At 55.2% G+C, this 20,964-nt stretch carries 18 protein-coding genes; 5 read left to right on the top strand and 13 right to left on the bottom strand.

The window, feature by feature from the left end; all coding sequences use genetic code 11:
* Positions 1 to 120: 120 nt before the first annotated feature.
* From HRQ63_RS22885 to HRQ63_RS22875, 3 genes are read right to left on the bottom strand one after another with little or no spacing between them, the layout of a single operon-like run.
* Entirely contained in the window at positions 121 to 684 is a 564-nt protein-coding gene (locus HRQ63_RS22885; RefSeq protein ID WP_172247473.1) for a hypothetical protein, read from the bottom strand.
* On the bottom strand, positions 681 to 1,586 hold the full coding sequence (locus HRQ63_RS22880; protein WP_172247472.1) for an ornithine carbamoyltransferase: 906 nt from the start codon (positions 1,584 to 1,586) through the stop codon (positions 681 to 683). Before HRQ63_RS22880 ends, HRQ63_RS22885 begins: the two co-directional genes overlap by 4 nt.
* 47 nt (positions 1,587 to 1,633) lie before the next feature.
* The gene (locus HRQ63_RS22875) at positions 1,634 to 2,215 is read right to left on the bottom strand and encodes a hypothetical protein (RefSeq protein ID WP_172247471.1); all 582 of its coding nucleotides are present in this window, start codon (positions 2,213 to 2,215) and stop codon (positions 1,634 to 1,636) included.
* Between the two features lie 277 nt (positions 2,216 to 2,492).
* Here HRQ63_RS22875 and HRQ63_RS22870 point away from each other — a divergent pair, with 277 nt between their 5' ends.
* Positions 2,493 to 3,302 carry a polysaccharide deacetylase family protein gene (locus HRQ63_RS22870; RefSeq protein ID WP_172247470.1) on the top strand — a complete coding sequence of 270 codons (810 nt, stop codon included), beginning with the start codon at positions 2,493 to 2,495 and terminating at the stop codon, positions 3,300 to 3,302.
* 89 nt (positions 3,303 to 3,391) lie between these two features.
* Here the strand turns inward: HRQ63_RS22870 and HRQ63_RS26405 are convergent, their stop codons facing one another.
* The 5 genes from HRQ63_RS26405 to HRQ63_RS22845 form a co-directional block, all read right to left on the bottom strand.
* Positions 3,392 to 3,616 carry a MerR family transcriptional regulator gene (locus tag HRQ63_RS26405; protein WP_172247469.1) on the bottom strand — a complete coding sequence of 75 codons (225 nt, stop codon included), beginning with the start codon at positions 3,614 to 3,616 and terminating at the stop codon, positions 3,392 to 3,394.
* Between the two features lie 365 nt (positions 3,617 to 3,981).
* Complete coding sequence (locus HRQ63_RS22860; RefSeq protein WP_172247468.1) at positions 3,982 to 4,794, bottom strand: WD40/YVTN/BNR-like repeat-containing protein; 813 nt, start codon at positions 4,792 to 4,794, stop codon at positions 3,982 to 3,984.
* 149 nt (positions 4,795 to 4,943) lie between these two features.
* Complete coding sequence (locus tag HRQ63_RS22855; protein WP_172247467.1) at positions 4,944 to 6,311, bottom strand: serine hydrolase domain-containing protein; 1,368 nt, start codon at positions 6,309 to 6,311, stop codon at positions 4,944 to 4,946.
* Position 6,312: 1 nt separating this feature from the next.
* Positions 6,313 to 6,972 carry a M48 family metallopeptidase gene (locus HRQ63_RS22850; RefSeq protein ID WP_172247466.1) on the bottom strand — a complete coding sequence of 220 codons (660 nt, stop codon included), beginning with the start codon at positions 6,970 to 6,972 and terminating at the stop codon, positions 6,313 to 6,315.
* 145 nt (positions 6,973 to 7,117) lie between these two features.
* On the bottom strand, positions 7,118 to 10,624 hold the full coding sequence (locus HRQ63_RS22845) for an S-layer homology domain-containing protein (RefSeq protein WP_172247465.1): 3,507 nt from the start codon (positions 10,622 to 10,624) through the stop codon (positions 7,118 to 7,120).
* Positions 10,625 to 10,819: 195 nt separating this feature from the next.
* Between HRQ63_RS22845 and HRQ63_RS22840 the strand changes: the two genes are divergently transcribed.
* Positions 10,820 to 11,173, top strand: coding sequence for a YtxH domain-containing protein (locus HRQ63_RS22840; RefSeq protein WP_188525545.1), 354 nt, complete (start codon positions 10,820 to 10,822; stop codon positions 11,171 to 11,173).
* Positions 11,174 to 11,399: 226 nt separating this feature from the next.
* A complete protein-coding gene (locus HRQ63_RS22835) occupies positions 11,400 to 11,948 on the top strand; it encodes a hypothetical protein (protein ID WP_172247464.1) in 549 nt (182 codons plus the stop codon).
* Between the two features lie 176 nt (positions 11,949 to 12,124).
* On the opposite strand, the gene map is transcribed toward HRQ63_RS22835, so the two are convergent.
* The 3 genes from map to HRQ63_RS22820 form a co-directional block, all read right to left on the bottom strand.
* Positions 12,125 to 12,874 (bottom strand): type I methionyl aminopeptidase, encoded by a 750-nt coding sequence (map, locus tag HRQ63_RS22830; RefSeq protein WP_037284366.1) that lies wholly within the window; start codon positions 12,872 to 12,874, stop codon positions 12,125 to 12,127.
* A gap of 120 nt (positions 12,875 to 12,994) precedes the next feature.
* The gene (gene abnA / locus HRQ63_RS22825; protein ID WP_229714158.1) at positions 12,995 to 13,903 is read right to left on the bottom strand and encodes an arabinan endo-1,5-alpha-L-arabinosidase AbnA; all 909 of its coding nucleotides are present in this window, start codon (positions 13,901 to 13,903) and stop codon (positions 12,995 to 12,997) included.
* A 339-nt stretch (positions 13,904 to 14,242) separates the two neighbouring features.
* Positions 14,243 to 16,252 (bottom strand): GTP-binding protein, encoded by a 2,010-nt coding sequence (locus HRQ63_RS22820; protein ID WP_172247462.1) that lies wholly within the window; start codon positions 16,250 to 16,252, stop codon positions 14,243 to 14,245.
* Positions 16,253 to 16,359: 107 nt separating this feature from the next.
* Between HRQ63_RS22820 and HRQ63_RS22815 the strand changes: the two genes are divergently transcribed.
* Entirely contained in the window at positions 16,360 to 17,076 is a 717-nt protein-coding gene (locus tag HRQ63_RS22815) for a hypothetical protein (protein ID WP_172247461.1), read from the top strand.
* A 42-nt stretch (positions 17,077 to 17,118) separates the two neighbouring features.
* Positions 17,119 to 17,838 carry a hypothetical protein gene (locus tag HRQ63_RS22810; protein ID WP_172247460.1) on the top strand — a complete coding sequence of 240 codons (720 nt, stop codon included), beginning with the start codon at positions 17,119 to 17,121 and terminating at the stop codon, positions 17,836 to 17,838.
* A 386-nt stretch (positions 17,839 to 18,224) separates the two neighbouring features.
* Here the strand turns inward: HRQ63_RS22810 and melA are convergent, their stop codons facing one another.
* Together melA and HRQ63_RS22800 are read right to left on the bottom strand one after the other, a co-directional pair.
* Positions 18,225 to 19,739: an alpha-glucosidase/alpha-galactosidase gene (gene melA, locus HRQ63_RS22805; RefSeq protein ID WP_172247459.1), complete on the bottom strand. Its 1,515-nt coding sequence runs from the start codon at positions 19,737 to 19,739 to the stop codon at positions 18,225 to 18,227.
* 147 nt (positions 19,740 to 19,886) lie between these two features.
* Positions 19,887 to 20,834, bottom strand: a complete 948-nt coding sequence (locus HRQ63_RS22800; protein ID WP_172247458.1) for a helix-turn-helix transcriptional regulator — start codon at positions 20,832 to 20,834, stop codon at positions 19,887 to 19,889.
* Between the last annotated feature and the right edge of the window lie 130 nt (positions 20,835 to 20,964).

Here is a 20,964-nt window from a genome sequence, read left to right as displayed (position 1 = left end):
CGTTTATGTATTCGTTCGCGTTTTCCCTTTTTCTCAATTATTCCCGAAAAAAAGTTCGAAAAGCAAAAAAGACAGATTCCCGCCGAATGCGAAAACCTGCCTTTCACGCGTTATGAAGATTCAAGGCTCGAACAGCTCGGGGTAATGCTCGGGACATACGCAATTCCGGCTTGGGTCGGGCGGCTGGATCAACAGCTCCCGCAGCGGATGCAGACGCTCTTCCAGCCCTCCCGCGGCCGCATCGACCGTAGGCGCGCTGACCTCGTACGGATTGTCCGGATCGGACACGCTGATCGCCAAGCGGTCGCGATAAATCCAGACGAAAGCCGGAACGCCTCCGATCTCCGTATGTCCCGGTTGACCCAGATCGGGGTAATCTTTGACGCAGGGACGCCAAACCGGATCTTCCTCGCCTGGCGCGAGCGGCCGCAAAACGATTCCGAGCGCTTCGCAGACCGACTCCAACTGCTCGCGTCCTTCGAAGCGAATCGCGGCGGCAAGCCGGTCTCCGTCGCCCGCGTGTCCGCCGCTTGCCCGGCGATAGCGCAGATAACGCAGCTTTTTTCCCCATTCGACCAGCTCTTCCGGCGAATGCCGCTCATACAAATAACGCAGCCAACGCTCTTCCGGCGAGACTTGGAAGTCGCCGCGCGGGTCGTCGGACCTTTTCCATAATCCGCTCATTTCGCGCCGCCCTCCTTTTTGCCGGTTTGCTGCAAGGACAAAATAATCGCTTGCTGAACCGTCAGTAAGTAGCGCTTGAACGCATACCCCACGAACTGTTCAGACTCGATCGCATCGTCAGATACCTCTTCGCCCCGATAAAAAGGCGGACAAGGATTGAGAAGCGCTCCGGGATTCGCAAGCCGCAACCGTTCTGCCGTGACCTGATATTTTCCCGCATAATCCGGCGTACGCAGATCATCCGGCAGCGAATCGGTCAGAATCACGTCGCTACCGTTCAAAGCCTGTTCGATATCCGTGTAAAAGTTATAATTCCGGAGAGTAGCGACGTCATTCGGGTACGCTTCGCCGGGTTCGAGCTCGTAGCCTTCCGCGCAAACATGGCGAAATTCCAAATTCATCACCTGTGCCGCGTTCGCCCAGCTTCGTCCGATATTGCTCATCGGCCCCACGTAAACGTAAATCAGGTTCCGATAATCCGGACGCCGCTGCTTTAACGCATAGAGGTCGGCCAAAATTTCGCATGGATGGCTTAAAGAGGTCATGGCGTTGACAACCGGGATCGGCGAAGATTCGGCAAGCTCGCGCAGACGCGGCTCATCCGCATGCCGCACGATCAAGCCATCCGCCCAGTTGGCAGCATACCCGGCGACATCCCGCAGTTCTTCGCGTTTATCCAAAGTGGACGGCGGGAACATTACGCAATCCCCGCCCAGCTCCCGAATACCGCGCTCAAACGTCAATCGGGTGCGCAAACTGGACTCTGGGAAAAAAAGCAAAAACGTTCGTCCTTCCAGCATTCGCTCACGCTTCGGGCGCGAACGCAAACGATCCGCCGACTCGAACAAAGCTTCGATCTCGTCGGCGGTCCAATCGTACAGATTGATCAGATGTTTCGTCATCCGTTCCTCCTTTTCGCCTATCGTCCCGGGACGGATTCAAAGCCGCATCAAGAAAAATATTCGGGATAAAACTTCGGAGCCAGGCAATGTTTGTCATTCAAAGGAGGATCGACGATCTGGCTCACCAGCCCCAATTCCCGGAGTTTGGCTTCGATCTTCTCCACCGCCTTGATCGTGCGCGGCGTGACGTCGAACGGCTTATCCGCATCCGAGATCGTAATCACCAGACGCTCGCGGCGAACCCACACATGCGCGGGCAATCCGAACAGCTTCAAATGACCGGGCTGACGCAGGTTGATATAGCTCGGAATACGGAATCCGTCCGCCGCCGCGCTGGCTTCGTCCGTCTCCGGCAGTCGTTCCAGCGTAATGCCCAGCTTGGCGCAGGTCTGTTCCAATTCCTCCAACGAGGTTACGCGCAGCGCGGCCATCAGTCGATCGCGATCCCCCGTCTGATCGGCATTGGCGCGGCAAAAACGAAAAATATGCAAACGGCGCGCCCATTCTTTCAGTTCGAGCCGGGGATGGGTTTCGTAAAAATAGCGGAACCACAATTCTTCCGTCTCTTCCTTCGTCGGCACATGACGCTTGGGCTTCTTCTTCTCGGGTCTGATAAACAGTCTCCACATGGACGATCCCTCCCGTTTCGGGTGATTCGGAAAAGGGGCCTGCTGCCGGAGCGCCGACTCGCCTTCTTCCTCTTACCGTTATTTTACCCGCTATAGAGCGGATTACGAGGTTCTGCGTTCACTTTTTACAAAGAATATCGAATTTTCATGTTCTTCAATCATTGACCGTTCCGGGCCGTAAGCGTATTCTATTCGTGGAATCGGGAGCAATCCGCATAAAAGGCAAGCTTAGCTCATATGGATTCCGCCTAAAGCTTGCCCAACCAAGGAGGCATTTATGAATATCAGCTTGAACCTTTTTCCCGGCGGACGGCACAAAGCGTTAACGTTCAGTTACGACGACGGACGCACGCAGGACCGGCGCCTCGTCGAAATTTTTAATCGCCATAAGCTGAAAGCAACCTTCCACTTGAACTCCGGCAAATTCGACGAACCCGATTATGTGGCGTACGAAGAGATTGCTTCGCTCTACGCCGGACATGAAGTGTCGGCCCATACCGTGACGCATCCGTTTCTGGAACGGATTCCGCGGGAGCGACTGATTATGGAGGTGATGGACGATCGCGGCGCGTTGGAGGAATTGGTCGGTTATCCGGTGCGCGGCATGTCGTATCCGTTCGGTACGTATACGAAAGAAGTCGCGCAGACGCTCGGTTCGCTGGGGATTCGCTACTGTCGGACGGTGGAGTCGACCGGACAGTTCCATGTGCCGGTCCGTCCGCTGACTTGGCATCCGACCTGTCATCACAAGCAGATGCGCGAGTACGGGGAAAAATTCCTGGAGCTGTCGCCGCCTGCCCACTATGCGAATCTGACTTTGCTTTACGTATGGGGACACAGCTTCGAGTTCGACAACGACGATAACTGGCAGGAGATCGAACAATTCTGCGCCGATCTGTCGGGACGCGAAGACATCTGGTACGCGACGAATATCGAAATCGCGGATTATTTGGAAGCGCTGCGGAGATTGGAGTTCTCGGTGAGCGGGTCGATCGTGCATAATCCGTCCGCGATCGCGGTATGGATCACGGCGGACGGGCAAACGGTTGAGATTCGGGGCGGGGAAACGAAACAGTTGGACGGGTGAGGGGAAGCGCGAGGGGCTTCGGGAGAAATTTGGCGCTTCGTGGTGGGAGTTAAGAGAAAGAAAAAAGAAAAGGCAAAAGAAAGACAAGATCAAAAATTTAAGAGCGGCGTTCTGACGCTAGCTTTACGCCGAAGCCGAGGAGGACGAAGCCGGTGACGCCTTGCATGGCGTTTTGCACGGATGGGCGTTTGAGCCAGGAGAAGATCCTGTTCAGTAAAATTCCGATAACCGTGCTCCGCGTATCGCGGGTGAATCAGACCTTGTCGTTCATCATAATCCACCGCTTTTCGAGTCAGTCCGCAAGCCTCGCACACTTCGCGTATCTGCCTATCATCGCCTCCATGTTGAGTCTACTTTTATCCTAAACCCGCTCTCCGGGGACAGGTCAACCTCAAAAAATCTATCAAAAAAGGAGCCGGATAACCGGCTCCTGGAGTATCGAGAAAGTCCAACCTAGCTGCAAGCGAGAAGACGGAGAGAAAAATTCAGTTCAAGACGCCTTTGAACTCGGAAACTTCCTTATTGACATTCAATCCATTTTCCGAGTGAGACAGCGTCTTGTGAAGCATTTCGAAGAAATGCACTTCGGAAGCGTATGCTGGCAATTTTTCTCGCAGTCTTCTCGCTTCCCCCGCCGAATTGACTTTCGAGAGCAACCCGAGAGTCGGTTATCCGGCTACTATCCCCCTTCAACTGTCGCACTACGTTCAAACGTCCAGGTGCGGCCTTCGATGGTGATCGACCAGCTGCGACCCACTCCGTCGGAGAGGCGTTTGGTTTTCCAGATCAACCCGTTCAGCTCCCCCTGTTCGCTTTGCAGCGGATCGGACCAGGTGGCTCCGCCGTCGGCGGTTACGTAAAACAATAACGGATTAACGTCGTGCCCGTCGGCTGCATATCCGGTCTGTGCAATAAATACGCCCAATTGCGTGCCTTCGAACAGGATCGGGGCCTTGGGTTCGAACCAGGCTTCGCGGAAATCGGCCGGAACTTTCAGTTCGGTCTTGCTCCAACTGACTCCTCCGTCCTTCGTCTCGTAAAGACGCGGATCGCCTGATTCAAGCGTATCGACCGACACCCAGCCTCGGGTATCGTCCGCGAACCTGAAGGCTCTGACGGCTCCTGTCGGAAACGAGCCTTTTTGCGAATCGTCAAGCTCGGTCCATGTTGCGCCTTTGTCTTCAGTCCGGTAAATCGTATTGTCCACGCGGAATGCGTCATCGACTCGTGCTTCTATTTTCCAACCTGTAAGGCCGTTATCCAAATACAGTTCTTGCGAAGGCTCCGGCTTGGCGGCCTCGGTTTTGCTTGATAGAGACGGTGCTTCTTTACCTGCGGGTTCGTAGACCACGGAAGAAGGGGGTACGGGCAGCGGCGAGGTGCTTTTTTGCGAAAGTCCGGCTCCGACCGTACAGCCTGCGAGCAGACCTCCTGCAAGAACCAAAGCGGCCAGCCAGCTGGCATTTATCGAAAAGCGATGCGGTGTCTTCATGATGTTAACCTCCTCGTTCGCCGCCAGTATAGCAAACTATGGAAGCCGGAAAGTGACAGCACGCACCTACATTGTCATTTTGAGGTTAAAATTCGGTAACAAATACGCTCGGGAAGGTTTTGCCGTGCCGAATTATCGAGTCAAAACGGTTAACGCACCAGGGGGATGCCGCTTATCTTTCCCGAAGCCTCATAGCTGTTGAATCCGAAAGAAACATTGACCGCAAAGCTCAAACGAATGTGTTCCTCTACAGCCTGAACCGTATAAGTCACTGCGTAAGGCGTTTCGATATAGCGAAGGGTGAGTCGTAACGCGGCGGTATCTTCCGAGATTCGTTCAACCGAAGTCACGACACGCTGGCGGTGCAGCATCAAGTCTTTGACGAACACGCCTTCCGTTTCCACAGATCGGTCATATGCAAAAGGGAGGGTTTCGCTGCGTGCCCCTGTTCCTCCATACTCCATCGTCAGATCAAAACCATCGGGCAGGGGGCGGAACGTAACAGCGTGCAGATTCGCAGGATTATCGTCCAACGCATACGTTTGATCCATATGAAAAGGCAGTTCCGTGATCTCCCCCGACAACTCGAAAATCCGATCCAACAGCGTTTGCAGCTTGGTCATGCTCGGAAAAGCACAATTAGCCGCAACAACGAGATCGTGCTTGGGCGAAACCAGACACAATTGACCGAACGATCCGTCTCCCCGGTATGCGCCGAAGCGGCAAAGATGGAACTGAAAGCCGTATCCCTGCCGGGAATCGATCCGCTGCGGCGAAACGCCGAGACGGTTGTCGCTTTGCTCCGCGGAAGCCAATGTGACGTATTCAGCCGAGACGATCCTTTTTCCGTTATACATTCCGCCGTTAAGCAGCATCTGTCCGAACTTCGCCACGTCCTCCGTAGGCAAGCTTAAGCCCATCCCCCCGGCGGTCACGCCGAGCGGACAAGTTTCCCAGACGGGACGGACGATATCCAGCGGTTCGAACAGCGTCGGCATCAGAAAATCGACCAGATTCAACCCCGAGACGCGTTCGACGATCGCCGACAGCATATAGGTGGACATGGTGCTGTAGCGGTAATGCGTGCCCGGCTCCTTTTCCACGGGCTGCTCCAAAAAGGCGGATGCCCAGTCTTGCCGCGACCTCACGATCGGATAAATATCCTCTTCATGTCCCGCGGTCATCGACAACAAATGCCGGATACGCATGGCAGGCAAGTGAGGCGTGATTTCGTTGGGCCTTTGATCCGGGAAAAAGGAAATCACGGCATCGTCCAGCTTCAGCATTCCTTGGTCGCAAGCGATGCCTACGGCGATCGAAGTGAAGCTTTTGCTAAGCGAATACAGCAACTGCGGCATGCCGCGTCGATAAGGCTTCCGATACCACTCCAGCACAGGTTGACCTTTTTGCAGCAGAACGAGACCGTTGACTTCAAGGCCGGAACGTTCGATAAAAGCAGGGAGTTCGGCGTACGGATTGGGAGCGGCAGACAATTGCTTTTCTTCTTCGCGCTTCATCTTACATCACCATAAAATTCCCGTACCGATTCAAATACGCTTCGCGTTCCTTGTAATCCGGCAGCACGCTGCCCAGCTTGCGCCAGAACGAACGGTCGTGGTTCATGTGATGAAGATGGCACAGTTCGTGCACGATGACGTAATCGATCGCCTGCACGGGCGCCATCGCCAGCAGATAATTGAAGTTGAGCCTTTTTTTCGAGTCGCAGCTGCCCCATTTGGTCGTCGATTCGATGATCTCGATCGATTTCGGCTCGACCTTGAGCTGCTTGGCGTAAGCGCCGATCCGTTCGTTCACGATTTTTTTGCAGCTGGAAAAATAGAACTTCTTGAGGTCGGCGCGCAGCTGCTCTTCGGTCCGGCCTTCGGTCGGGATCAGCTCGTCCAGCCGGCAGCGGCGGCCGAGATGCAGAAAATCTCCTTCGCCGCCTTCGCGGTATTCTTTCGGTTTGGGTGCCTCGCGCGCTTTGTCCTGCTTGGCTTTGTTTTGCAGAATCCAGTCTCCTTGAAGCGCCACGGCTTGGCAGATCGCTTCTTCCGGCATGCCGTTCGGCGCTTTGACGGTAACGAGGCCGTTCGAATCGATCTGGACGTAGATCTTTTTGCGTTTGGCGTATTCGACGTGGAATTCGATGGTTTGGTCGTTGTGTCGGATGTTCATGGGAGGGCTCCTTTGGCTGCTTGTCTCTATGCTTTCAGTATAGCGAATTTCTTTTTTTTAAGCTTTGATTACAAAAAAAGAACCTCGCTTCCGCATTCGAGCGGAGACGAGGTTCTGAGGCTTGCCATGAAAAGCAGGATGTCGGTTACTTGTTCAACATCGCCAAGATCATGCTCACCGCTTCAGCGCGGGTCGCTTGCTGGTTCGGAGCGAAGCGTCCGCCGCCTACGCCGCCCGCAAGGCCGGCTTTTTGGGCGGCCGCAATGTACGGAACGGCCCATTTCGGGATATCCGCCGCGTCGCCGAACGACAGCTTCGCCGAAGGATCGATCGGCAGCTTGGCTGCACGCGCGATCGTAACCGTCAATTCGGTACGGGTCATCGCGTTGCCGGGACGGAACGTGCCGTCGGCATATCCGCTAATCAATCCGGCTTCTACGGCTGCCGCTACGGAAGGAACCGCCCAGGTTCCGACACGGTTATTGTCCGTGAAAGAAGGTGCGCTTGCTTGAACAGGCAGATCCAGCGCACGAACGATCATGGTCACGAATTCCGCGCGCGTGACTTTCGCATTCGGACGGAAATCGCCGTTGGCGTAGCCGGTGACGAATCCGGCCGATACCGCTCGAAGTACGGCGGATTCCGCCCAATGTCCGGCAACGTCGCCAAACGTCGGCTGCGGCACGGATGCGTTATCCGCAGGAGGCGTTGGTGTTGTCGGTACTGGTGTTGTCGGTGCCGGCGTGGTCGGCGCCGGAACGGCAGGCGTCGGCGTTACCGGAGTCGCAGGCGAAGGAACCGGGAACGTCGGCGACGGGTTTGACGGTTCGGAAGGAATCGAAGGCGTACCTCCGCCCGGCGATTCGGTTTGTTTCAATATGCCGAACCGGTCGATCACGAACGGTTCGGCATTGTCGATATTCTGATCGATTTCATACGTGGTGGCCGTCAAACGACCGCCGTCGATCGTGATCGCGACGAAATTCTGCACTTGTCCGCGTACGGGACGCGTATTGTTCGACGGATCAGGACCGTATTTCGCGGCATGATTTTCTTCCGCCCGCTCGAACAAATTGTAGTAAGCATCGCCGAGCGCAGGTTTTTGATTTTTGTAATAGACTTTCGCTCCTGCGGTAGCCGGGATCAGGTAGATGCTGCCGTCCGGGTTGACCGTGTATTCGACGCTTTGCCCGCCGACGGTTTCTTTAATAACGGAAGCCTCTCCGGCTTTGCCGCTGCTTTGGATCGGCTTGGTACGGGCGTAGATATGGTCATGTCCTTGCAAAACGAAGTCGATCTCAAGTTCGGCCATCAACGGAGCGATTTTGCTGCGCACGCCGTTTTCGCCGATGATGTCTTTATCCGTCGCATGGTTGGATGTCGTGTATGGACCTTTGTGAATGTTGACGATGATCCACTCGGCACCTGCCGCTTTGGCGGCTTGCGCATCTTTTTTCATCCATTCCACTTGATCGGCCGAGAAGTTGGCGTATTCCGCGGAATCTTCGTTCGAATTCAGCACCATAAAGTGGGCGTTGCCGTAATCGTACGAGTAGTAAGCTCCGGTCTCGGTTGCCGATCCTTCCGGCGTATTCAGGTTGAAGTGGTCGATAAACGCATAGTTTTCGTCTTCGTGGTTGCCTGCGGACGGCGCGATGGTCGTTTGCAGCAGACTCTCCTGCGAATGGCCAAGCAGCCAATTCCATTGTTCTTCTTTGGTACCGGTATCGACGATATCGCCGTTATGCACCACGAACTCGGCGTCCGGCACGGTTTGCAGCGCTTTTTGCAGCGTTTCGGCCGACAGCATCGCTTCCTCTTCTTCTTTCGCCTGCGTATCGGCCAAATCGATGAAGGTAAAGGCGTTGTTGCCGTCGTCGGTGCGGAAAGTGCCGGTCTCGCTCCATACGTTCAGCGAAGCATCTCCGACGCGATACTGATACGTTTTGCCCGGCGTCAGACCGGAAGCCACGGCTTTATGCACCGTCTCTTCAGCCGAATTGGTCGACGTATAGCTGCTTCCGGTAAATTGCAGCGCCTGCGCAAAGTCAGCAGCGCCTTTTTCGATCACTTGTACATCCGTGCCTTTTACGGAAGCCGGCGTGTACCAGGCAAATCCTTTCGACGTCTGGCTGTCGCCGTTGAACGTCGCCGTTACTTTGCTTACTTTCGGCGTTTCGATCGGTTGTTCCGATTTGCGAATGCCGTAACTGTCATAAATTTTGGACGTTCCGTCATCGTTGACGGTATACGTTTCGAAGCTGAGCGTATCGCCGGTCACCCGGAATCCGGTGAACATCGGCAGATTCGGCTGGCCGTATTTCGCCGCATAATCGAACGTGCGGTTCGGTTTCGGTTGATACATCTTTTTGCCCGCCGCGTTGGTGATCAGGTACAGCGTGCCTTCGGGATTGTTGACGAAACCGTCCGTACCCGGCTTGATATCCGTCAACGGTACGTTATCTTTCATTTGATAGCTGCGCGTATACGTGTGATCGTGTCCGCTCAGCACCAGATCGATGTCCAATTCGTCGAATACTTTCGTCAGATTTTGGCGGAAGTATTGAACGTCGGTATCGTCCACGTGGCTCGCTACCGAATAAGGCGCTTTATGCTGCACGACCACTTTCCATTTTTGATCGGTATTGCTTGCTTCGTTTTTCAACCACTGAACCTGATTCTCGTAAATGCTTTTAATCTCCGCATTGCTGCTGCTTCCCGAATATTCGGTGTTGAGCACCATGAAATGAATCGGGCCGTAATCGAACGCGTACACGGAACCGTCCGGCTTCGCGCCCGTGTTCGACAGGTTCGGAAGATTGAAATGCGTCGCGAAATTATCGTAGTTTTTGCTCTCGTGATTACCGACTACCGGCATCAGGGGCAGCTGGGTCAAAATATTTCGCGCTTCTCCGAAAAACCATTTCCACTGTTCTTCGCGATCGCCGTGATCGACCTGGTCGCCGGAAATCACGATGAACTCGGATTTCGGGAACCGGTTAACTCCGGCTTCAAGCACATTGTTCCAAATTTCGAAATCTTCTTGCGTCGTTCCTTGGGAATCGGTCGTGAACAGGAAATCAAAGTCTTCTTTACCCGACTTCTTGGTCGTGAATTCGGCAACTTCGCTCCAATGATCAGTCATGCCGTCGCCTGCGCGATAAGCGTAGGTCGTGCCCGGAATCAGGTTATCCGCAACGACTTTATGGCTGGTATAGGTTGTTTTCACTCCGATATCTTTAGCGGCTTTGTTTTCGTAGACGGCAGTCGTGACCGACGTTCCTTCATACGATTTCGCTCCGGAGGCCGGGAAAGCGCCGTTTTCCAATTGAGCGGCTTCGATCACTTCGAGCTTGGTCGCCGTAACATTTTCCGATGCGTACCAGGCGAAGCCCATGCTTGTGGACGGATCGCCGTTAAAACTCAGTACGACGGACTCCGGCGTATAAACGTTTTCGTAAACGGCCTGCGATACGGTCTGCGAATCGTTTTCGGCATATGTATACGACTGCGATCCTTCCTCAGAAAAGATGTTCGCCGCTGCCTCGCCCTCCGCGGCGGCATGACGCATGGACAAGCCCGGCGCCAAAACACCCAATAATAAAACAAAAGCCAACATGACAGATAATGCGCGTACCCAAGTTTTAAGCATGATTCGCTCCCCGATCCGTATTCTGGAAACCCCTCTCCAGTCGGGTATCAGAATACCAATGAAATGTTAAGAGGAAGTTTGAAACGATCGCTTTTTATGTAAAGAATGAAACTGTATCTCTATTCATATTGTTAGAACCGCTCAGCTTCGGGTAATAACGAACAGAGATTTTATATTGAAGGGAGAGAACTACTCATGGATAAATCCTTTATTACCACTGCCGCAATCGGCGCCGCCGCAGGTGCCCTGATCGGAGCCGGAGCCGCCGTCATCGTCGCTACCGAACGAGGCGAACGGATTCGCTATCAAGCGATGGACGCGATCGAAGCGCTGCGCGACAACGGGCCTGCCATCAATGAACGAGGTCATGCCCTCGTGGAAAAAAGCCAGGAAGTAACAGGCGTCGTTAAGGAAACGCTCGGCGCGGTGAAAGAACTGAAAGAAGAATCCGTCTCGGCTGCCCGCGACGTCAAATCCGACGTACAAGATTCTTTGCGCACCTCGGGCGTCGGCGGCAAGCCGACGGACGGAAGCGCGGGAAGCATGTAAAGACGGAAGCGCGATAATTCGCTTCCGAACAAGCAGGAATGCGCCTTGTCACAATAATGACTCAAAAAAGTCCGCTAACGGCGTTTTTTGCCGATAAGCGGCTTTTTTTCGTCTAAAATCGCAAAATCCCTGGCCTTTCAAGCTCCAGACCTTTACAATGAAAGCGAGGGGCTTTTCATCTCGGAACGACCGCTCATTTTGCCCCGATCAGCAAAGGAGGGATAACATGAGAGTACGCCGGAGCGTTGAGCTCACCCTTGTCGTCGCGATTGCCGCCCTGCTCTTTTCTTACTTCTTTATTTTCAACCTCTCCTCGAATTTGCGCACGTACGGCTTTCACGCCGACGATACGATCGTGGATGAAGGTTATTCGACGGATGCCGAGCATCCGACCAAGTTGATGCTGCTTGCCAACGAGCAGCAGATGGGCATCGTCGTGCTTGACGGCAAAGGCCTGGGCGTGTGGGAACACGACCCGATCGTCTCTATTCTTGAAAACCCGCAGGACGGCGAATTCGCGTCCGTCTATCTGCCGATTCTGAAGGATTGGGGCGAGCGAAGCTATACGGAAAAGCATGTCTTCGCAAGCGCCTATGTCACGATCGACGAACGGCCTTCCGTTCCGAACGGACCTGATTTTTACGTGCATGCCGACTACTTCGACGTAAACGGCCGCACGTTGGTTTACGCGCATGCGATGTCGGACGAAGAAGTATTCGATCAAGAAATGGTGATTGCGCACCTGAGGGAGCAGTTGGGCATCGAAGAAGGTTGATTCAGGCAGTTTTTACAGGCAAACTTCGATTTTCGAATTTGCGAAAAAAGCAAAGAGCACGGAATCCGATGATGATCGGTTTCCCGTGCTCTTTTTCATTCTTCGACAAGCCTGATCGGCCATAAGCCGCTCAAGCCCGCAGTTCCCGATTCACGCAAAACCGTCCGGCTTCAGCCTCAGTCTTGCGACGTCAGAATCCGCGGGCCGTCTTTGGTAATCGCCAGCGTATGCTCGTACTGGGCGGAGTTCAAGCCGTCTTCCGTACGGGCGGTCCAGCCGTTGTCGTCGCGCGAGGTCTGCCAGACTCCGACGTTGACCATCGGCTCGATCGTGATAACCATGCCTTCTTTCAGGCGCTGGCCTTTGCCCGGCTCGCCGTAATGCAGCACCTGCGGCTTTTCGTGGATCGTCGGTCCGATGCCGTGTCCGGTAAACTCGCGCACGACCGAGAAACCTTCGGCTTCGACGTAGCTTTGAATCGCATGGCCGATATCGCCCAGACGATTGCCTGCAACCGCCTGCTCGATGCCCAGCTCCAATGCGCGGTGCGTGACTTCCATCAGGCGGCGGTCCTGCTCGGAAATCTCGCCGACCGCGTACGTCCAGGCCGAATCGGCCAAGCCGCCGTTCAGGTTGACGACCATGTCGATCGTGACGATATCGCCGCTTTTGAGCGGCTGGCGGCGCGGAAAGCCGTGGCAGACTTCGTCGTTGATCGAAGCGCATGTCGCGTACTCGTAACCGTTATAACCTTTTTGCTCCGGCGTGGCGCCGTGCTGCTTGAGGAACTTCTCGACGAACCGGTCGATCTCCATCGTGGTCACGCCCGGTTTGATCATTTTCGCGATTTCTTTATGGCAGGCCGCCAGCACGTCGCCGGCCGCGTCCATTTTCTGAATTTCGCGTTCGCTTTTGAGTGTAATCATGGATTTATCGCTCGATTCCTTGTAGATTTGAGAGTTCGAGGCCGATGCCTCTTGCTTCTACAAGAATAACGCGCAACGCGGACGCTTGCAATATTCAACCGTTCGCGGATACAAACCTGTTCAATAACTCGGCCAACCGCCAGAATCCCAGATCAAGTCGCTGATGAGCAGTTTCGGCTTGCCTTCGTCTTCCGCATCGTAAGCATGGCGAACGATCAGATTGGCGTCGTACACGTCCTGACCGCCCGGGCCTTTCCAACGCGCGTTGCCGGAATCGAGGATCGTGCCGCCGTTGTTCATCAGGCTGACGCCGTTTTTGTCGACGTAGGGTCCGGTGATGTTTTTGGAACGTCCGTAAATGATTTTGTACGTGCTGTTCACGCCCGAGCAGCAGCTGTCGATCGAAGCGAACAAATAATAATAGCCGCCGCGATACGTGATGGACGGCGCTTCGATCGCTCCGTCGTTCACGGTGCGCTGCGCGATCGAATACAGGCTGCCTGTCGGCTTCATCGTATTTTTGTCGAGTTTGGTCAGCTTCAGCCCCGTCCAGAACGAACCGAACGCCAGCCACGGGTCTCCTTTTGCGTCAATCACGAGTTCCGGATCGATCGCGTTATAATTCTGCGTGCCGTTGGTGGAAATGACGACGCCTTCGTCTTTCCAATTGCCCGCTCCGACGCTGCTCGCCGAAACGAGACCGATCGCGGACGTGTTTTTGGTAAACGTCGAGATCGAATAGTACAACCACACTTTGCCGTTGTACGCTTTGACGTCGGGCGCCCATACGTCCATCGGCTCCTGCTTCGGCACGTACGTTTTCCACCAGGACGGCGCGCTCAGGAAAATCTGCGGCACGCGGTAAAAGTCCGTGCCGTTGTCCGAGCGCAATACTTGCAGACCTTCGCCCGTCGAAAAGACATACCAGCTGTTGCCTTCCTTGATGATCGACGGATCGTGCACGCCGACGTCCCCGCTCAAGCCCCAATGCGCCGCATAACTTCGGACGTCGCTGAACGTGGTTGCCATGACGACCAGAGCCAACAACAAAATGAACCGTTTGCGTTTCATCTTCGCTCATTCCTTTCCGCAGTGAAATATACGTCGAATAGATAACGCTTTCATTTTTCCGGTAACCTTAAAGTTTCGCTTAATCTCCTCTCTGCAAAGTCAATTTACTTAAGTTAACTTTTATGTAAATTATTAATCAAATTCTTTGCATAGATGATTTTAGGAGGGTAAGAACGAAAAGTCAACACGATATTCTATAATTTGGAAAAGATCCGCGCGCAAAAAAACCTGGTCGGCAGCAAAGCGTTATTCTCCGCGTATCCGCTTCGCTGCCGATCAGGTCTTTCGGAGTCCAGACTATAACAAATGCATCGCCGCCTCCGCTTCGTCCCACGGCACCGAATACCCTGCGCCTTTGGCGCAAAACATCGACGAGGACGTGTACAGCGGGTCGGCGTTTTTGTCGTATCCGCGGCGCGCGATCACCTCTTCCGCGTTATGACAAGGTCGGTAGCCGCCGTAAGTCAAGCTCAGCAGGCCTTTTCCCCGCGTGAACGAAGCCAGCTCCGTCCCGTAATTCATGAACGTCGCCGCAGGCGCGATACCCGTCAGCAGAAGATGCGTCTCGCTCGTCTCCGGCGGATCGAAAATGCCGTGCGCCTGCTGCACGTCGGCCATGATGCGGCCCATATGCTCAAGCTCGGCGCGGATCCGGAAACGGTAGCACGGTTCAAGCAGCACGTTCTCCGCCTTTTCCAACCCCTGCCGCAGCGCCCGGAACGTCGCTTCGCGGAAATCACCGCCGTGGGTATGCTTGTTGTGCGCGCGTCCGGTCAGCAGCGTCACCTTGACGTCGGTCAACGGCGAACCGATCAGCAGGCCGTGATGTTCGCGCTCCCGCACGTGCTGCCCGACCAGATTGCGGTAACCGACCGACAAATCGTCCGCATGGCAGGCATCCGCGAATATGACGCCGCTGCCTCGCTCGCCGGGCCGTATTTCCAGATGGACTTCGGCGTAATGCTTCAGCGGTTCGAAATGTCCGTATCCGCGAACCGCGGCCGCTACCGTTTCCCTGTACAGGATTTCGGGCGCTCCGAAAGTCACCTCCAAGCCGAAACGTTCCCGCAGCACGCTGGTCAGGATTTCTAGCTGGATCGCGCCCATCACCCGGATCTGAAGCTCCTGCAATTCTTCTTCCCAGGCCAAGCCGAGCGCGGGATCTTCGTCCTCGAGCATGCGGAAGATCCGCAGCACGTCCTTGACCGGCAGCTCCGGCGGAAACGATACGGCGGCGGTCAACGTGGGCGTCATCTCGAACGGAAGCGGCTCGTCGGCGTCATCTCCGACCGCCGCTCCGGCCCGCGTCTCCGTCAAACCGACGACCGCGAACAGATCTCCGGCATGGACGCGATCCGCCTGCGCATAGCGTTCCCCGTTATAAATCCGGAGGCCGGTGACCTTTTCCTCCAGCAGGCTCTTCTCGCCGTCCTTTGCGCTTCCTTTGCCTGCGTACTGCACGAATTCCCGCACGCCGAGCGAACCTCGCAGCGCTTTGATGTACGTCAGCCGGGTACCGCCCGCGTCATGCCCGATCTTGTAGACGTTTCCCGCAAACGATTCGCCTGCCGCCTGCTCTTGCGTCGCATAATTCGTTACCGTCAGCCGATCGAACTTCTCCAAAAAATCGGCAATGCCGATATCCAGCAGCGCCGAACCGCGCAGGCACGGATACATCCGCCCCTGCCGGATCATGTCGATCAGGGCTTGGTTCCACTCTTCGGACGTTAACCGTTCTTCCAGATAAGCTTCCAATAATCTCTCGTCCCGCTCCGCCAAAAACGTTTTGAGCGAGTCGTCCATCAGCAGCGGTTCGCCGGGTCCGCCGATCCGGAGCGCATCCGCCAGGTCGGCCGCGTCCTCCGTCAGTAGACTGCGAATCTCGCCCAAGACCCGCTCCGCGTCCGCGCCTTCCCGATCGGTTTTGTTGATGAAAAAGAATGCCGGAATCCCGTAACGCTTAATCAACTGCCAAACGGTCTCCGTATGTCCTTCGACGCCTTCCACCGCGCTCAGCAGCACCACGGCATAATCCATCGTGCGCAGCGCGCGCTCCATCTCGGCCGAGAAATCGGCATGCCCCGGCGTATCGAGCAAATAGTAGGTCGATTCGTTGTACCGCATCACGGCCTGTCCCGCGAACACGGTAATGCCCCGCGCTTTTTCGATCTCGTGGCTGTCCATAAACGCATCCCGGTGATCCACCCGTCCCCGGCTCCGAATACTGTTCGTATGATAAAGCAGCTGCTCGGCGAACGTCGTTTTCCCCGCGTCGACGTGAGCCAGCATGCCGATCGTTTTGTTCATGACCAAGCTCCTTTTGGAAAAATCGTATTTGCTCATAACCGTACTAAGGAAACATTCCTGCGGTCAAGCGCGTTCATAAGACAAAAGGAAAAGGGGGCGTTACTTCCATGAAAAAGGTTCTCGAAAAACGGTCGGCTGCCTTCCCCGCTGCGCTTGTCCTCCTGCTTGTCTTCGTATTGAATGCCTGTTCCGGCCCCTCATACCGCGTCGTCGCCGACATCGACTGGCCCGATATCGTCGTGACTCCGGATGCGCTGTATACGGCTTTGGATCACGGCGTGCTGCGCGATCCGGATACGGTCACGGAAGAAATCGCGTTCACCGTCGAGCAAAAGTTGTACGATCATATCGAAGATCCGGATTACCGGGCCAAGCCGGGAGACGCCGCTTTTTTGGATAAAGGCACGAAGCTCTACCGCGTGGACGGATTCGATCCGCAAGACCTTATGGCCGCACCGTCCGAGCAGCATATCGGCGGATACCGGCTGTACGCGAAGGAAAGCTTCGACGCGCTGCCGAGCCAAGACCTGGATCGCATCCTGCAGGATCGCCCGGCTTCCATCGACGTCTATCCGGCGGGTTCGCCCGATCCGCTGCGCGAAACGTCCGGCGCGGAAGCGGCCGAATTCGCCGGGCTGTTAAGCAGTCCGATTCGCGAAACCAAGCCCGGGGCCGTTGCCGGCAAAACGCCGATCGATTATCAGATCGTGCCGGATAACGGCGAGCCGATCCTGTATGCTTTTTGGCTGGCCGACGACGGAGCGGTTCGCCTGAAGGAAGGATGGGTGTTGGACGGCGCGATCCGGAAGTTTTTGAATCCGTGATCGAACGGGCGCGAAACCTATCGTAACCGAGGAGGACGAACGATGAAAAAAAAGACAAATTCGAAAAACAGCAGCGCAATCGCTCTGGTGCTGCTGGCCTGCCTGACCCTGATCGTCGGCTGCGCGGATTGGCAGCACCGAGCCACGGTGATCGATTGGGTCGACTTCGTCAAAACCGACGACGGCACATACACGAACGTATCGAACGGCGTGCTGCGCGATCCCGATACCGTGACGCGGGATGTCGTGGGCGAAGTCCGTAAAAAATTGGACGGCAGCGTTCATAATCCGGCTTACCGCAGCAAACCCGGAGACGCCGCTTATTTGGAAAAAGGCACGGAGCTGTATCAGGTAGACGGATTTGCGCCGGAGGACCTGGTCGCCGTGCAATCGGATAACGACATCGGCGGATACCGACTGTACGCGAACGACGAGTATGACAGACTGCCGAAGGCGGATTTCAAGTCGATTGTGCGTGCCGAGCCTTCTTCCGTCTCCGTCTATGCATTCGGCGAAGTTCAGCCGATCCGCGTCGCTTCCGGCGAGCAGGGCAAGACGCTGACCGAAATGCTTCGGCAGGCTGTCTACACGCCGGACTACCCATCCGACGCCGAACAGGAACCCGCCTTGTATCAAATCGTTTTCGATACGGGCGAACCTATCTTATACCGTTTCTATCTGACAGATGACGGCGACACGGTAAGATTTCGCTCCGACTATCAAGTGAAGGACGATATCCGAGACTTTTTAAAAATCCCGTGAAGAAAAAAATTCCAACCACTATACCCAGCCAATCCATACCTGCAAATATCCATTTATTTTTGCCGTTTTCGATCGTTTCGAGAAAATAAAAACACATATCCATTTAAATCATGCGCTTTCCGCCAAATCACAATCATTCTTCTCGAATAAATGGATATGGGTCGTTATTTTATGCTCAGAACTCATTACTCCAAATTAACTGGATTTACGTATTTATTTTAAAGATACTTGATTCATGATTCGCTTCACGAGTCACCGAATTGTAATTCACTCGTAGTCCGATATATCCACGCCAAAAAGCGAAAGTCCCTCGGAAACGGGGATTTTCGCTTTTTTCGTTTGATGGAGTTTGCTTGCGGATTTTCTCGGCGTTCGTCCCGACCTATTTAATCCTGCGTCACTTTCTCCCGGTCTTTGCCTTTGTCCGACTCGCCCGCGTTTTTGTTCGCCGCTTCGCGGTCCTGCTGCATTTCTTCGACCGACTTCACTTTGAGGCGCGCCGCGCCTTGGTTGCCTTCGCGGGTCGGGATCAGGTCGCCGGAAGCCAGCCGCTTCTTCGCTTCCGCAATGGCGTCGCCGTACTGCGGCAGCCACTTCTCCCCGGCTACCAGCATTTCGTCGACCATCTGCCAGATTTCTTTCGGATTGCACACGGCACCGACGAGCGGGTCCATCATGAAGGCTTGGCGCAGCAGCTTGTCGTCGCCGCGTACCGCCGCTTCCACTGCCAAGCGCTGAACGGAGATGCTCACGTTGCACACGGCAGCCGCTCCGAGCGGCAGATCGCCGACGACCGGCATCGAGATACCGTTGCGATCGACGTAGCCCGGTGCTTCGATAATCGCGTCGGCCGGCAGATTGGTAATCACGCCGCCGTTGATCGTGTTGAAATGCCCTCTGTACACGCGTCCCGTTTCCAAGCCTTCCACGATATACGAACCGTGTTCCTCGCCCCTATGCCCCTCACCGTATTCGAAAGCCGGGTCTTTGAGCCAGTTCGGAAAATCGGTCTCGAACCAGTTGCGCCCTTCGGTACATACGCGCAGATAACCGCCCGTCTCGCCGTTGATCCAGCTGCCCAGATCGATCCAGTCCTGAATCTCGTCGCTGCGTTTGCGGTACCATGGCACGTATTCACTCAGATGGCCGTTCGATTCCGTGCTGTAGTAGCCGAAGCGGCGCAGCATATCGATCCGGACTTTTTCCGTGCGGCTGTATTCCGGGTGTTTCTCGAACGCTTCCAGCAGCCCTTCCGTCAGATCGCGGCCTTCGTGCGCAGCGGAGATGTACCACGTCTGATGATTGATGCCCGCGCAGATAATATCCACGTCTTTTTTATCCAGCCCGTATACTTCCGCGATCTGATGATGGCCGTGCTGAACGCCGTGGCACAAGCCGATCGTTTTCACGCCGCCGTAGACGTTGCATGCCCAGGTGAGCATCGCCATCGGATTGGAGTAGTTGAGCAGCAAGACGTCCGGCGCCGCCTTTTCCCGGATATCCCGGCAGATCTCCAGTATCTCGGCGATGCCGCGCTGTCCGTACATAATGCCGCCCGCCGACAGCGTATCGCCGACGCACTGATCGACGCCGTACTTGAGCGGAATGTCCACGTCGGTCGCGAACGCTTCCAGCCCGCCGACGCGGATTGTACAAAATACGTACTTGGCTCCTTGCAGAGCTTCGCGCCGGTTCGTCGTCGGACGTATCTTGATCGAAAGTCCGTTCTCGTCGATATCCCGTTGGCACAGTTCCGTCACCATATCGAGATTGCGGCGGTCGATATCCATGAACGACACGTCGATATTCGCAAACTCGGGCACGCTGAGCAAGTCGCGCAGCAGTCCCCGCGTGAATCCGATACTTCCCGCACCGATAAAAGCCACTTTGAATCTTGTCATGAAGATCCCCTCCGATTGTAAAAGCTACACCCTATCCTCAAGGTTAACTTGCACGTTCATCTTAGCAGGAGGCTCTATGATAGCGTTATCAATATCGTGACCACTTTGGCGAAGAAGTGTCAAAAATCCTCACCTTTTTATCAGGCATCACGAATTTGCGCGTTCGGGAAAAGGTCGATCCAAAGCAGCCGTTTTCCACGAATCCGGTTCGGTACGCTCGCGGTATTCCGTAGGCGTGCAGTCGCTGTATTTTCGAAAAAGCAGATGGAAATACTGCCGGCTTCCGATCCCTACATAATCCGCGATATCGGCAATCGGAATCACGCTGCCCGCGAGCAGCATTTTGGCTTTGTCCATGCGCAGGGCGTTCAAGTAATCGGTCAGCGTGCGCCCGGTGTGCTGCTTGAACAGCCGATGCAGATAGCCCGGATGCAGATTGACCGCCGCCGCGACTTCTTCGACCCGAATGCCGCGATCATAGTTTTGATGCAAATATTCCGTCACTTTGCGAATATAGTGGTGGGCGTGCTGGCGGCTCGGATTCAACTGCTCCCGGTGCAGCCGGGCCAGACGCAGCAGCAGCTCGGCGAACAGCAGGCGCACCATGACGTTCTGTTTGCCGTGCTGCCGGTCCAGTTCCAGCACCAGCGACTTCAGCGCATGCAGCACTTCTTCGGGATCGGGCAGCACCAGGCTGGCAAAAGGAGTTTGCAGCAATTCCGCCAGCGCCGCTTCTTCCTTGGCGAGCGCGCTGATGCTGATCGCCGCCTCGCTTCCGGCCTCCAGCGATATAAAAGAAAACTCCACGTTCAGCATCCGGCAGGCAACTTCGTTTTCGACGATCAGGCGGTGCGGCACGTTGGCGTCCAGCAGGATCAGCTCGCCTTTTTTCAACCGGTACCGTTCTTCGCGTTCGTCCGCCATGACGTCCACGATGCAGCTTCCGCTCATCAGGTACATGATCTCGGTGGAATTATGGCGATGGTAATCCATCTCGTAGGCGGACCATTGTTTATAATAGTAAGCGTGGAAACGGGGGCCGTATCCGTTTTCCAGCAATTGTTGTTGGAACAGGCTTCCGCCGAGTTCAGACATTGTGGGCCTCCTAAATTTATAAAAGATGCAGAGTATCTCAACGTTTCGAAAAAGTTACGTAGGCGGGGGAAGCGAGAAGACTGCGAGAGAAATTCGTTCAATTCGCTGTCTCACTCGGAAAATGGATGGG

This window comes from Saccharibacillus endophyticus (genome assembly GCF_013185185.1).
Taxonomy (GTDB): Bacteria; Bacillota; Bacilli; order Paenibacillales; family Paenibacillaceae; genus Saccharibacillus; species Saccharibacillus endophyticus.
Note: the sequence above shows the minus strand (reverse complement) of the source record. Positions and strands in the feature narration are given on the sequence as shown.

What these genes read in the sequence shown, in the direction of transcription:
- HRQ63_RS22885 (WP_172247473.1), bottom strand. Translation starts at nt 684, where the DNA reads ATGAGCGGATTATGGAAAAGGTCCGACGACCCGCGCGGCGACTTCCAA.
- HRQ63_RS22880 (WP_172247472.1), bottom strand. Translation starts at nt 1,586, where the DNA reads ATGACGAAACATCTGATCAATCTGTACGATTGGACCGCCGACGAGATC.
- HRQ63_RS22875 (WP_172247471.1), bottom strand. Translation starts at nt 2,215, where the DNA reads ATGTGGAGACTGTTTATCAGACCCGAGAAGAAGAAGCCCAAGCGTCAT.
- HRQ63_RS22870 (WP_172247470.1), top strand. Translation starts at nt 2,493, where the DNA reads ATGAATATCAGCTTGAACCTTTTTCCCGGCGGACGGCACAAAGCGTTA.
- HRQ63_RS22860 (WP_172247468.1), bottom strand. Translation starts at nt 4,794, where the DNA reads ATGAAGACACCGCATCGCTTTTCGATAAATGCCAGCTGGCTGGCCGCT.
- HRQ63_RS22855 (WP_172247467.1), bottom strand. Translation starts at nt 6,311, where the DNA reads ATGAAGCGCGAAGAAGAAAAGCAATTGTCTGCCGCTCCCAATCCGTAC.
- HRQ63_RS22850 (WP_172247466.1), bottom strand. Translation starts at nt 6,972, where the DNA reads ATGAACATCCGACACAACGACCAAACCATCGAATTCCACGTCGAATAC.
- HRQ63_RS22845 (WP_172247465.1), bottom strand. Translation starts at nt 10,624, where the DNA reads ATGCTTAAAACTTGGGTACGCGCATTATCTGTCATGTTGGCTTTTGTT.
- HRQ63_RS22840 (WP_188525545.1), top strand. Translation starts at nt 10,820, where the DNA reads ATGGATAAATCCTTTATTACCACTGCCGCAATCGGCGCCGCCGCAGGT.
- HRQ63_RS22835 (WP_172247464.1), top strand. Translation starts at nt 11,400, where the DNA reads ATGAGAGTACGCCGGAGCGTTGAGCTCACCCTTGTCGTCGCGATTGCC.
- map (WP_037284366.1), bottom strand. Translation starts at nt 12,874, where the DNA reads ATGATTACACTCAAAAGCGAACGCGAAATTCAGAAAATGGACGCGGCC.
- abnA (WP_229714158.1), bottom strand. Translation starts at nt 13,903, where the DNA reads ATGGCAACCACGTTCAGCGACGTCCGAAGTTATGCGGCGCATTGGGGC.
- HRQ63_RS22820 (WP_172247462.1), bottom strand. Translation starts at nt 16,252, where the DNA reads ATGAACAAAACGATCGGCATGCTGGCTCACGTCGACGCGGGGAAAACG.
- HRQ63_RS22815 (WP_172247461.1), top strand. Translation starts at nt 16,360, where the DNA reads ATGAAAAAGGTTCTCGAAAAACGGTCGGCTGCCTTCCCCGCTGCGCTT.
- HRQ63_RS22810 (WP_172247460.1), top strand. Translation starts at nt 17,119, where the DNA reads ATGAAAAAAAAGACAAATTCGAAAAACAGCAGCGCAATCGCTCTGGTG.
- melA (WP_172247459.1), bottom strand. Translation starts at nt 19,739, where the DNA reads ATGACAAGATTCAAAGTGGCTTTTATCGGTGCGGGAAGTATCGGATTC.
- HRQ63_RS22800 (WP_172247458.1), bottom strand. Translation starts at nt 20,834, where the DNA reads ATGTCTGAACTCGGCGGAAGCCTGTTCCAACAACAATTGCTGGAAAAC.